The organism is Candidatus Krumholzibacteriota bacterium (assembly GCA_016931295.1).
In the GTDB taxonomy this organism is placed as follows: domain Bacteria; phylum Krumholzibacteriota; class Krumholzibacteriia; order Krumholzibacteriales; family Krumholzibacteriaceae; genus JAFGEZ01.
This window is the reverse complement of record JAFGEZ010000041.1, coordinates 1-12,780: the sequence shown is the minus strand read 5'-3', so window position 1 is coordinate 12,780 and position 12,780 is coordinate 1. Positions and strand designations below refer to the sequence as shown.

General features: G+C 65.1%; 7 protein-coding genes and 1 tRNA gene. 7 read left to right on the top strand and 1 reads right to left on the bottom strand.

The window, feature by feature from the left end; all coding sequences use genetic code 11:
• The first annotated feature begins 91 nt into the window (after window positions 1-91).
• Both nifJ and JW876_10630 read left to right on the top strand, forming a co-directional pair.
• Window positions 92-3,649, top strand: coding sequence for a pyruvate:ferredoxin (flavodoxin) oxidoreductase (gene nifJ, locus JW876_10635; GenBank protein ID MBN1885963.1), 3,558 nt, complete (start codon window positions 92-94; stop codon window positions 3,647-3,649).
• An 18-nt stretch (window positions 3,650-3,667) separates the two neighbouring features.
• Window positions 3,668-4,663, top strand: a complete 996-nt coding sequence (locus JW876_10630) for a dihydroorotate dehydrogenase-like protein (protein ID MBN1885962.1) — start codon at window positions 3,668-3,670, stop codon at window positions 4,661-4,663.
• A gap of 81 nt (window positions 4,664-4,744) precedes the next feature.
• Here the strand turns inward: JW876_10630 and JW876_10625 are convergent, their stop codons facing one another.
• Window positions 4,745-6,349: a hypothetical protein gene (locus JW876_10625; GenBank protein MBN1885961.1), complete on the bottom strand. Its 1,605-nt coding sequence runs from the start codon at window positions 6,347-6,349 to the stop codon at window positions 4,745-4,747.
• A 555-nt stretch (window positions 6,350-6,904) separates the two neighbouring features.
• On the opposite strand from JW876_10625, the gene acs reads away from it, so the two are divergent.
• From acs to JW876_10600, 5 genes are all read left to right on the top strand, one after another.
• Complete coding sequence (acs, locus tag JW876_10620; protein MBN1885960.1) at window positions 6,905-8,836, top strand: acetate--CoA ligase; 1,932 nt, start codon at window positions 6,905-6,907, stop codon at window positions 8,834-8,836.
• 160 nt (window positions 8,837-8,996) lie between these two features.
• A complete protein-coding gene (gene glmM, locus JW876_10615; protein ID MBN1885959.1) occupies window positions 8,997-10,358 on the top strand; it encodes a phosphoglucosamine mutase in 1,362 nt (453 codons plus the stop codon).
• Window positions 10,359-10,400: 42 nt separating this feature from the next.
• Complete coding sequence (gene glmS, locus JW876_10610) at window positions 10,401-12,233, top strand: glutamine--fructose-6-phosphate transaminase (isomerizing) (protein ID MBN1885958.1); 1,833 nt, start codon at window positions 10,401-10,403, stop codon at window positions 12,231-12,233.
• 28 nt (window positions 12,234-12,261) lie between these two features.
• Complete coding sequence (locus JW876_10605; GenBank protein MBN1885957.1) at window positions 12,262-12,639, top strand: hypothetical protein; 378 nt, start codon at window positions 12,262-12,264, stop codon at window positions 12,637-12,639.
• 38 nt (window positions 12,640-12,677) lie between these two features.
• Window positions 12,678-12,775, top strand: a tRNA-Sec gene (locus JW876_10600).
• Window positions 12,776-12,780 lie beyond the last annotated feature (5 nt).

The window sequence follows — 12,780 nt, the reverse complement described above, 5'->3', positions numbered from 1 at the left end:
AACGGCCGACAGGGGAACAGGGGACCGATTTTGCCATAATCCGGCGAATGAAACGCGTTACGCACCCCACGGTTTTCCGAAGGAGCAGGACATGGCTGGGAAGATGGTAACCATCGACGGGAACGAGGCCACCACGTATTCGGCGCACAAGACCAACGAGGTGATCGCGATCTATCCGATCACCCCCTCGTCCGTGATGGGTGAACTGGCCGACCAGTGGTCCGCGGAGGGTCGGACGAATATCTGGGGCACCGTTCCGCAGGTGACCGAGATGCAGAGCGAGGGTGGCGCCTCCGGCGCGGTGCACGGCTCGGTCCAGCGCGGCGGCCTGACGACCACCTTCACCGCCTCCCAGGGGCTCCTTCTCATGATCCCGAACATGTTCAAGATCGCCGGCGAGCTGACGCCCGCCCTCATCAATGTCTCCGCCCGGACGGTCGCCACGCACGCCCTCTCGATCTTCGGCGACCACTCCGACGTCATGGCGGTCCGCTCGACCGGCTGGGGGCTGCTTTCCTCCAACTCGGTGCAGGAAGCGATGGACATGGCGCTCATCGCACAGGCCTCGACCCTCGAGAGCCGCGTCCCCTTCCTCCACTTCTTCGACGGTTTCCGCACCTCCCACGAGGTTTCCAAGGTCGAGCTGATCCCCGACGAGGCCTTCACCGGGATGATCGACGACGAGACGGTCCGCGCCCACCGCGAGCGCGCGCTCACGCCCGACCGGCCGGTGATCCGCGGGACCGCGCAGAACCCGCCCACGTTCTTCCAGGCGCGCGAGACGATCAATCCCTTCTACGAGAAGTGCCCCGGCATCGTCGAACGCGTGATGAAGCGCTTCGAGAAGCTCGTGGGACGGCGCTACGATCTCTTCCAGTACAGCGGCGCCCCGGATGCCGAACGCGTCCTCGTTCTCATGGGCTCGGGCGCCGAGACGGCGCTCGAGACGGTCGAGCATCTCGCGGCGAAGGGTGAGAAGGTCGGCATGATCGCCGTCCGGCTCTACCGGCCCTTCTCGATCAAGCATTTCATCGGGGCGCTGCCCGCATCGACCCGGACGATCGCGGCGCTCGACCGCACCAAGGAGCCGGGGGCCATCGGCGAGCCCCTCTACGGGGACATCGTCACCGCGCTGCGCGAGCACGAGACGGCCGGCGGCGGGCGATTCGAGTCCACGCCGCGTGTGATCGGCGGACGGTACGGACTCTCGTCGAAGGAATTCACCCCGGCGATGGTCGTCAGCGTCTTCGAGGAGATGAAGAAGAGCGAGCCGAAAAACCATTTCACGGTCGGTATCGACGACGACGTCAGCATGACCAGCCTGTCCTTCGACCACGATTTCACCATCGATCGTCCCGGGCAGACGCGAGGCGTCTTCTACGGCCTCGGCGCCGACGGCACGGTCAGCGCGAACAAGAACTCCATCAAGATCATCGGCGAGGAGACCGGGAACTACGCGCAGGGCTACTTCGTCTACGATTCGCGGAAGGCGGGCTCGCTCACCGTCTCCCACCTCCGCTTCGGCCCCGAGCCGATACACTCGCCCTACCTGATCTCGAAGGCGAACTTCGTCGCGTGCCACCAGTTCCCCTTCATAGAGCGGATCGATCTGCTCAAGGTCGCCGAGCCGGGCGCTGTCTTCCTGCTCAACAGCCCCTACCCGACCGATGAGACGTGGGACAAGCTGCCGCGCGAGGTGCAGCAGCAGATCATCGACAAGAAGCTCCGCTTCTTCGTTATCGACGCCTACAAGATCGCCAGGGAGATCGGTCTCGGCGCCCGCATCAACACGATCATGCAGACATGCTTCTTCATCCTCAGCGACGTCATCCCGCGCGACGAGGCGATCGAGCGGATCAAGCACTTCATCAAGAAGGCCTACAGCAAGAAGGGCTCGAAGATCCTCGACCTGAACTACGCCGCTGTCGACCGCGCGCCCGAGCACCTGCACGAGATCGCCGTGCCGGCCGAGGCGACGAGCGACCTCAGGATGATGCCCCCCGTGCCGGAGGAGGCCCCCGAGTACGTCAAGGAGGTCATCGGCAAGATGATCCGCAAGGAGGGGGACGACCTGCCGGTGAGCGCGTTCGATCCTGACGGCACCTTCCCGAGCGGCACCACGAAATGGGAGAAGCGGAACATCGCGCTCGAGATCCCCGTCTGGGATCCCGACACCTGCATCCAGTGCGGCAAGTGCGTGCTTATCTGTCCCCACGCCGTCATCCGCTCCAAGGTTTACGATCCCTCCTTCCTCGACGGCGCGCCGGCGACATTCAAGTCGGCCGAGGCGAAGCACAAGGAATTCGCGGGGCTCAGGTTCACCTTGCAGGTCTCCCCGGAGGACTGCACGCAGTGCGCGCTCTGCGTGCACCAGTGCCCGGCGAAGAACAAGCAGGATCCGTCGCGCAAGGCGATCAACATGGCATCGCAGCCGCCGATCCGCGAGGAGGAGAAGAAGAACTGGTCGCATTTCCTCTCCATTCCCTACGTCGACCGGGAGAAGATCAAGCTCGACGCGACCCGCGGCGTGCAGTTCCTCGAGCCCCTCTTCGAGTTTTCCGGCGCCTGCGCCGGTTGCGGCGAGACGCCGTACGTGAAGCTTCTCTCCCAGCTCTTCGGCGATCGCACGCTCGTCGGCAACGCGACGGGGTGCTCGTCGATCTACGGCGGCAACCTCCCGGCCACGCCGTGGGCCAAGAACGCCGACGGGCGCGGTGTCGCATGGAACAACTCCCTCTTCGAGGACAACGCGGAGTTCGGTTTCGGGATGCGTCTCGCCATCGACAAGCAGAAGGAGTACGCGTACGAGCTCCTCGGCCGGCTCTCCGGCGAGCTCGGCGCCGCGACCGTCGCCGCGATCAAGGACGCAACACAGTCCGACGAGGCGGGGATCAAGGCCCAGCGGGGCCGCGTCGCGGCCCTCAGGGAAGCGCTGTCGAAGATCGACTCGCCCGAGGCGAAAGACCTCCTGGGACTCGCCGACGTCCTCGTCCGCAAGAGCGTCTGGATACTCGGAGGCGACGGCTGGGCGTACGACATCGGCTACGGCGGGCTCGACCATGTCATCGCGCAGAACCGGAACGTGAACATCCTCGTTCTGGATACCGAGACCTACTCGAACACGGGCGGACAGATGTCCAAGGCGACGCCTCTCGGCGCGGTCGCCAAGTTCGCCGCCGCAGGCAAGCGCACGCCGAAGAAGGATCTCGCGTGGATGGCGATGACGTACGGAAACGTCTACGTCGCGCGCGTGGCGATCGGCGCGAACGAGAGCCAGACGATCAAGGCCTTCCTCGAGGCCGACGCATGGGACGGCCCGTCGATCATCATCGCCTATTGCCACTGCATCGGCCAGGGCCTCAACCTGATCAACGGAACCGACCAGCAGGCGAAGGCGGTCAAGACGGGCTACTGGCCGCTCGTCAGGTACAATCCGGCGCTGCTCGCCGAAGGGAAGAACCCGCTGCAACTCGACTCGAAGGCTCCGAGCATGCCGCTCGAGGAGTACATCTACAACGAGACGCGATACAGCATCCTGAAGCACCGCATCCCCGAAGTGGCCGCCGAGTTGCTCGAACAGGCCCAGAAGGACGTCGCGAGGCGCTGGAAGCTCTACGAGCACATGGCGTCGATGTCCTACGACGACTGATCGGAAAAGGAGGGGATGATGGCGAATCTGAAGACGTCATACATGGGCGTCGACCTGGCGAACCCGGTCGTGGCCGCCGCGTCGCCGCTCGGGCGCGACGTCGATGCGGTCAGGAAACTCGAGGATGCGGGCGCCGGCGCGATCGTGCTCCACTCGCTTTTCGAGGAGCAGGTCACGCTCGAGGAAGAGGAGCTCGACGAGAATCTCGTCCAGGGCACGGAAAGCTACGCGGAGGCCCTGAGCTACTTCCCCGATATCGGGCCCTACCGGTTCGCCGCCGACGACTACGTCGAACACGTCAGGCGGGTCAGGGACACGGTCGGAATCCCCGTCTTCGGCTCTCTGAACGGCGTTTCGAAGGGCGGCTGGGTCCGCTACGCGAAGCTCATCGAGGAAGCGGGCGCCGACGGCATCGAGCTGAACGTCTATTTCCTGTCGACCGATCCTGCGGTCTCGGCCGAGAATATCGAGGAGATCCGCGCCGACCTCGTGCGCGCCGTCGCGGGCGCCGTATCGATCCCCGTCGCCGTCAAGCTCGGCCCGTGGCTCGACGCCGTGCCGAACACGGCGGCGAGGCTGGAGGGGGCGGGGGCGAAGGGGCTCGTCCTCTTCAACAGGTTCTACCAGCCGGATATCGATCCGGAGGCGCTCGCCGTCAAGACGACGCTCCAACTCAGCACCAGGCAGGAACTGCCGTTGCGGCTCAGGTGGACGGCGATACTCCGCGGCAGGGTCGATCTCGATCTCGCCGTGTCGGGCGGGATACACACGGCCGTCGACGTGGTCAAATCGCTTCTTGCCGGGGCGACCGTCGCCACGTGCGCCTCGGTGCTTCTCGATCACGGACCGGGATACGTCTCCGACCTGATCGCCGGGCTCGAGACCTGGCTCGACGGGCACGGTTACGACTCGGCGGACGCCGTGCGCGGACTGGTGAGCCAGGAGACGGTCGCCGAACCGGCCGCCTTCGAGCGGGCGCACTACATGAAGGTGCTCGGTTCCTGGAACGGCTGAGTCGCACGCGAACCCAACGCGGAAAAAGCCGGGGGCGCAACGCGCCCCCGGCTTTCGTGCATGCGCCCCCAAGCCGCGAAATCAGCCGACCGGCTTGAAGATCGTGTCGAGGATCGTGCCGTCGCGCCACTCGACGACCTCGACGGGCTCGTCGGTCGTCTCGGTGCGCGGCGGCGTTGCGCCGATCTCCGCCGCCGCCGCGAGCGACAGCTCGTGGAGTTCGTCGATTTCCACGAGCGAGAGACCCATCGACGCTGCGTTCTTCCGCAGCGGGTCGATCCAGGGACTCTCGCTGGCCGGGTTGACGGCGATGTACTCCTCGGTCACCGCGACGTCGATGCACTCTCCCGGTATCGAGACGGTGTAGACATCGTCGACGATCCGGGGAAAGCCCTTTCCCTTCTCTTTCTTCCCCGTGGCGAGCGGAAGGAACATGATCGTCAGTTTCGAGCCCGCGGCGACGCCCTGCGCGCCGCCGATGCCGCCGATGATCCGGCCGTTGGCGCAGATGCTGTTGACGTTGAAGGAGCGATCCAGCTCCAGCGTCGAGAGGACGGAGACGTCCAGCATGTTGACGGCGTTCTCCTTGTTGGAGACGTCGTCGTATTCTCCGGTCGAGATCTCGTAGTGGTTGAAGTCGTGCAGCATCGACTTGATGACGTTCTCGGAGGGCTGGAAGCACTGGCCGTGGAGGAGGTTCTCGATCAGTCCGGACTGGAGCATCTCAACGTGGAGCGAGGTGCAGCCGCCGATGGCGAAACCGGCTTTGATCTTCTCCTCCTGGAGTATCTTCTTGATCTCGTCGAGGACGATGAGACCGGCGCCGGAGCCCACCTGGAAGTTGAACCCGTCGAAGATCACGCCGGCCGCTTTCATCACGCCGAGCACCTGCTCGGCGATGCGCGCGTTGAAGGCGTTCGCGCGTATCTTTCCGATGTCGAGGGTGCCGGACCCGACGCCCTCCGCCGCCCCCGGGTCGTCGACCTTCACGACGAAGTCGACATCGCACATCGAGAGGGAGCGGGGGAAGAGATACCGGTCGCTGACCTCGCCGGCGAGAAGGCAGACGTGCTCCGCCCAGAGCGTGTCGGCGAGAAAGAGACCGAGCGGTCCGACCCAGTGGGCGGGATCGCCCATCAGGCCGTTGGCGTTTCCCCATCGGTCGGCGATCGGAACGGGGCCGAACGCCACCTTGACCTCGATCTCGCCCGTATGGAACTTGCGCACCCGGTTGCCGTGTCCGTAGCCGGTGACGATCCACGGGAGGAAATCGCCGGCCATCAGGTGCTCGCCCATCCCGCGGTAGCAGGAGCCGGTGATCCCGCGGATCACGCCGTCCCTGATCGCGTCGGGGAGCCACGGGATGCAGTTGTCGAAGAAGGCGTTGCCATAGAGAAGGATGTTCTTCCTGCCGTGCTCGCGGAGCCTGTCGACGATGAGCTTCAGGCAGACGTCGCCGAGCCGGTAGTAGTGCGGGTACGAGATCGTGTCGCCATCCTCGATCAGGGAGATCACGCTGTCGAGATCGGTGACCTTGCTCTCGCCGGTACGGACCTTCGAGCGGCCCGGACGGCCGGCCCAGGGATCGGCGTACGCCGGGTCGAAGGCCCCGACGAACGGCCGCTTTTTCACGCCGTTGACCTCGGTGGGGACGGTGCGGCCGAGCGCGTTCTTCACGAAATCCATCATTACCTCCTGCCTGCACGGGCGGAAACGGGTGTGCTTCCTCATAGGTAGCCATTCGATCGCCTCGTGTCAAGCACTCTCGGCCCGGGCGCGGCGCCGACCGTATGGCTACGCAACATTCATCATGGCAGTATGTTATATCGAACGCTCGCCGGCGGGGGGCGGGGGCGCCACGGCATGGGCATGTCGCGTGCGCCCCGGCGCGCGCAGAGGCGACGCATCGGCCATATTCGACGGACGGCGCCGGGATAGCGGACGGAACCGGACATGGACGCAGGCGAAAGCGGTCTCTTTCCGCCCCGTACGGCATGGAGCGAACGCATCGGGCGATTTAATTGATTTCGAGTCGAATACCTGAATGGGACGATAAACCGTACGTTTTCTCTTTTCGTTCAGGCCGGTTCTGCGGGCATGCTTTTAAGTTGACAATAGAGGAAATCCACTCTATCATCCTCGTTCCCTGAATGGTGAAACACCTGTTTCGATCGATGGTATGCCGTACACGGAACCCACAGGAGGTATGTAGTGGCCGAGGAGAAGAAGTCGATCACCTCGATGCTCGACGAGCGGCGACAGTTTCCGCCCCCCCCTGAATTCGCGAAGAATGCATGGGTGAAGAGCCTTGACGAGTACAAGGCCCTCTACGGGAAGTCCGAGAAGGATCTCGAGGGATTCTGGGCCGAGCAGGCCGAGAAGTACCTCCACTGGTTCAGGAAGTGGGACACGGTGCTCGACTGGCAGCCGCCATTCGTGAAGTGGTTCTCGGGCGGCACCTTGAACATCGCCTACAACTGTCTCGATCGTCACCTCGAGAACGGCAAGGCGGACAAGCCCGCGATCGTCTGGGAGGGCGAGCCCGAGGGCGAAGCGCGCACCTTCACCTATCGCGAACTGCATGCCGAGGTCTGCAAGTTCTCCAACGTCCTCAAGAAGCACGGGATCAAGAAGGGCGACCGGGTCTGTCTCTATCTCCCGATGGTACCCGAACTGGCAATCGCGATGCTCTCCTGCATGCGCATCGGCGCGATCCACAGCATCGTCTTCGGCGGATTCAGCGCCGAATCGCTGAAGGACCGCATCGTCGACGCGGAGGCCAAGCTGCTCGTCACCTCCGACGGTTCATTCCGTTCGGGCAAGACGATTCCCCTCAAGCACGCCGCCGACGAGGCGCTCAAGGGGTGCCCGTCGATAACGAAGTGCGTCGTCGTCAAGCGCACGGGGAACGAGATCGGCATGGTTGACGGACGCGACGTCTGGTGGCACGAGGAGATGGCCGACGCGAGCCCGGAGTGCCCCTGGGTCGAGATGGACGCCGAAGACGTCTCCTTCATCCTCTACACGAGCGGCACGACCGGCAAGCCGAAGGGCGTCGTCCACACGACCGGCGGATACCTGCTGTACGTCACGATGACCTCGAAGCTGATCTTCGACATCAAGGAAGACGACATGTACTGGTGCACGGCCGACATCGGCTGGATCACCGGGCATTCCTACATCGTGTACGGGCCGCTGAGTCTCGGCGCGACGAGCCTGATGTTCGAGGGCGTGCCGAGCTACCCCGGTCCCGACCGCTTCTGGGACGTCGTCGAGAAGTACAAGGTGAACATCTTCTACACCGCCCCGACCGCGATCCGCGCCATCATGCGCAACGGGGACGAGTGGCCGAAGAAGCACGATCTCTCGAGCCTGCGACTGCTCGGCACGGTCGGCGAGCCGATCAATCCCGAGGCCTGGATGTGGTACTACAAGATCATCGGCGGGGAGCGGTGCCCGATCGTCGATACGTGGTGGCAGACCGAGACGGGCGGGATCATGATCACCCCGCTGCCCGGCGCCTATGCGTTGAAGCCCGGATCGGCCACGCTGCCCTTCCCCGGCATCTTCCCGAAGGTCGTCCGCGAGGACGGCACGCCCTGCGACCGCAACGAGGGCGGCTACCTCATCATCGAGAAGCCGTGGCCCGGAATGCTCCGCACCGTGTGGGGCGACGACCAGCGGTACAAGGACACGTACTTCAGCCGCTTCAAGAACGTCTACTTCACGGGCGACGGCGCGCGGCAGGACGAGGACGGCTACTTCTGGATCATGGGCCGCGTCGACGACGTCATCAACGTCTCGGGCCATCGCATCGGGACGATGGAGGTCGAGAGCGCCCTGGTGAGCCACCAGTCGGTCGCCGAGGCGGCGGTTGTGCCGATGCCGCACGAGATCAAGGGACAGGGCCTCTACGCCTTCGTCACCCTGACCGGCGGCATCGAGAAGTCGGACAAGCTGATCGACGAGCTCCGGCAGCACGTATCCAAGGAGATCGGACCGATCGCCAAGCCCGACAAGATCCAGTTCGCCGACGCGCTGCCGAAGACGCGCAGCGGCAAGATCATGCGGCGCATCCTGAAGAGCATCGCCGCCGGAAGCGACGACGTGGGCGACACGACGACGCTTGCCGATCCTTCCGTCGTCACGCACCTGCTCGACGAGCGGAAGTAGCCGAAGGCGTACGCCTGAACGATGACGGGGCGGGACCCGGTCCCGCCCCGTTTCCTCGGAGCGGCCCGCGGAAACCCCGCGGGGCGGATTCGTTTGACTTCCCCCCGGGCATCGATTACCCTGTCATCGTTTCATCGTCCACGTCGACTGGAGGAGACTCGTGGAGTTCGATCCCGGCAGGCTCATGATCAGCGTATCGGGGGTGCGGGGGATACTCGGTCCGGGAATGAACCCCGGAACCGCCGCCCGGTTCGCCGCCGCGTTCGCGCGCCTGCTCGGCCCCGGCGCCGTCGTGATCGGGCGCGACACGCGGGTTTCCGGCCCGATCCTGGCGGACGCGGTCTCGGCCGCCCTCCGTTTCGGCGGACGTGACGTCGTCGATATCGGGATCGCCGCAACGCCGACGACGGCGATCGCGGTACGCGAGCTCGGCGCCGCCGGAGGCGTCGTCATCACGGCGAGCCACAACGGGCCCGAGTGGAACGCCCTGAAGCTCGTCGGCCCCGATGGCGAGTTCATCGACGATCAATCGGTAACGCGTCTTCGCGGGATCGTGTTCGACGGCGGTCCGGTCTACGACGCGCCAGGCGTTCCGGGGACGATCAAGCGGAACGATTCGCTGGACCGTGTGCATATCGGGCGGATCCTCGCCCTCGACCTGGTGGATCGGGAAGCGATCGCCGGGGCGGGTTTCACGGCGGTCGTCGATTGCGTGAACGGCGCGGGCAGCCGGATCGTCCCGGCCTTGCTCGGCGAGCTCGGCGTCGAGACGATCGAACTCTTCACCGATGTCGACGCGCCCTTCCCGCACGTTCCCGAGCCGAGGCCGGAGAATCTCGGGGATCTCTCGGCCGCGGTCAGAGAGCACGGCGCCTCGATCGGTTTCGCATGCGATCCCGATGCGGACCGGCTCGTGCTGGTCGACGGCGCGGGGCGCGTCCTCTCCGAGGAATACACGCTCGCGCTGGCCGCCGATTTCGTGCTCGGCGAGCGTCTCGGCCCGGTCGTCGCGAACCTGTCGACGTCGAGGCTCGTCGACGACGTCGCGCGGCGGCACGGCGTGCGGGTGCATCGATCGAAGGTCGGCGAGGCGAACGTGACGGCGCTGATGAAGGAGACCGGCGCGGTCATCGGCGGCGAGGGGAACGGCGGCGTGATCTTCCCCGCGATCCACTACGGTCGCGACGCGATGACGGGGATCGCCCTCGTTCTGCAGCTGCTCGCCCGGGAGAAGACCACGCTCGCCGCGAAGGTCGCCACCTATCCGCGCTACGAGATCGTCAAGGAGAAGAGGGCGTTCGACGGGGATCTCCAGGCGATCGGGGCGGAACTCGAGAAGCGTTTCCCGGGAATCGTGAACACGATCGACGGTATACGAATAGACATGGACGACGGATGGATCCATCTCCGGCCGTCGAACACGGAGCCGGTGGTGAGGATCATCGCCGAGGCGACGAGCGGCGCGGAGGCCGCCCGACTCGCCGGCGAGGTCTCCCGTCTGTTCCCGCCGGCCGCAGGCTGAAATGGCCGCCGGGCGACCGGCCGGAGCGAAGGAGAACGAGCGATGTGCGGAATCATAGGATATGTCGGTACGCGGGAGAATGTCGGAGACATCCTGATGGAGGGGCTCAAGCGGCTCGAATACCGCGGGTACGACTCCGCGGGGATCGCGGTCGTCCGCGACGGCAGGATGGTCTGGGAGAAGACGCCCGGCAAGATCGCGCGGCTCGAGGAACAGCTCGAAGGGATGGATCTCTCGGGCCGTGTCGGTATCGCGCACACGCGCTGGGCGACGCACGGCGAGCCGAACCGCGTCAACGCGCATCCTCATTTCAACGCCGACCGGACGATCGCGCTCGTCCACAACGGGATCATCGAGAATTACCGCACGCTCAAGAAGACCCTCGAGCAGGAGGGGTACGTTTTCACGACCGATACCGACACGGAGGCGCTGGCCCATCTCATCGACAAGTTCCACGACGGGAGGAATCTCGAGGACGCCGTGCAGCGTGCCCTGCGCATGGTCGAGGGGACGTACGGATTGCTCGTCGTGTCGACCAGGGAACCGGACAAGCTCGTCGGCGCGCGGAACGGCTCGCCGATCGTCGTCGGCATCGGCGACGGCGAGTACATCATCGCCTCGGACGTCGCGGCGATCCTCCAGCATACGCGGCAGGTCGTCTACCTCGAGGATCAGCAGATGATCCTCGCCACGGCGGACGGTATCACGACGATGACGATCGAGAACGAATTCGTGGAGCACGACATCCACGAGGTGGACTGGGATCTCGAGATGATCGAGAAGGGCGGCTTCGACCACTTCATGCTCAAGGAGATCTTCGAGCAGCCCGAGACGATCCGCAACGCGATGCGAGGCCGGCTCATCGCGCAGACCGGCCACGCTCGGCTCGGCGGCATCACGATGTCCGAGGAGGAGCTGCGCCGGATGGAGCGCATCGTCCTCATCGGCTGCGGCACGAGCTGGCACGCCGCGCTCCTCGGGGAGTACATGATCGAGGAGCGGGCGAGGCTGCCCGTCGAGGTGGAGTACGCCAGCGAGTTCCGCTACAGGAATCCCGTGCTGGACGGCCAGACGCGCGTCTTCGTCATCAGCCAGTCGGGGGAGACCGTCGACACGCTTGCCGCGCTCAGGGAGGCGAGGCAGCGGGGATCGAAGTGCATGGGGATCTGCAACGTGGTCGGATCGACGATCGCGCGGGAATCGGACGGCGGCGTCTATATCCATGCGGGACCGGAGATCGGCGTCGCCTCGACGAAGGCCTTCACCTCGCAGGTCACCGTCCTCGCCCTGCTCGCGCTCGTGCTCGGCCGCATGCGGAACATCTCGTCGGCCGAGGCCCAGAACATCATCGAGGCGCTCCTCGCCCTGCCCGGCCAGGTGGAGGAGATCCTGAAGAACGACGGCCAGATCAGGGAGATCGCGGAGCAGTACTCCGACCACAACAATTTCCTCTACCTCGGGCGCGGTCCCAACTACCCCGTCGCCCTCGAGGGGGCGCTCAAGCTCAAGGAGATCTCCTACGTCCACGCCGAGGGATACCCGGCCGCGGAGATGAAGCACGGGCCGATCGCGCTGATCGACGAGAACATGCCCGTCGTCATCATCTGTCCCCGCGACAACGCCTACCAGAAGATCCTCGGCAACATCAACGAGGTCAAGGCGCGGAAGGGCAAGATCATCGCCATCACGAACGAACGGAACCGGGAGGTCGTCGAGATGGCCGACCACGCCATCTTCGTTCCCGAGACCCTCGATTTCCTCTACCCGATACTGACGGTCATCCCGCTTCAGCTCATCGCGTACCACATCGCCGTGATGCGGGGCTGCAACGTCGATCAACCGAGAAATCTCGCCAAGAGCGTCACCGTCGAGTGACGGTCCGGCGGATTGGAGAGGAGCGCGCATGAAAGAGATCATCGCCACCGACACGGCTCCCGGCGCCGTGGGACCGTACAGCCAGGCGACCCGGTCGGGGGATCTCGTCTTCTGTTCCGGCCAGATCGGCATCGATCCGGTCACCGGCGCGCTCGCGGAGGGCGTCGAGGCCCAGGCCGAGCGTGTTCTCGAGAACCTCGCGGCCGTTCTCGATGCTGCGGGCGCAACGCTCGACGACGTGCTCAAGACGACCGTCTATCTCGCGTCCATCGAGGACTTCAAGACGGTGAACGGCGTCTACGCCCGCTTTTTCACGAAAAACCAGCCGGCGCGGGCCGCCTTCGCGGTGAACGCCCTGCCCCTCGGCGCACTCGTCGAGATCGAGGCGGTGGCGCGCGTCGGCTGACTTTACACGCCGGCCGCAATGTCGTATGCTCGAAGGGCGGGAATGGATGGGTTCTGGTGGACCCCGAGGACTTCAAATCCTTCTGCCGGGTGCTAAAACCATCCGGGGTGGGTTCGATTCCCACACGTTCCCGCCATTTCT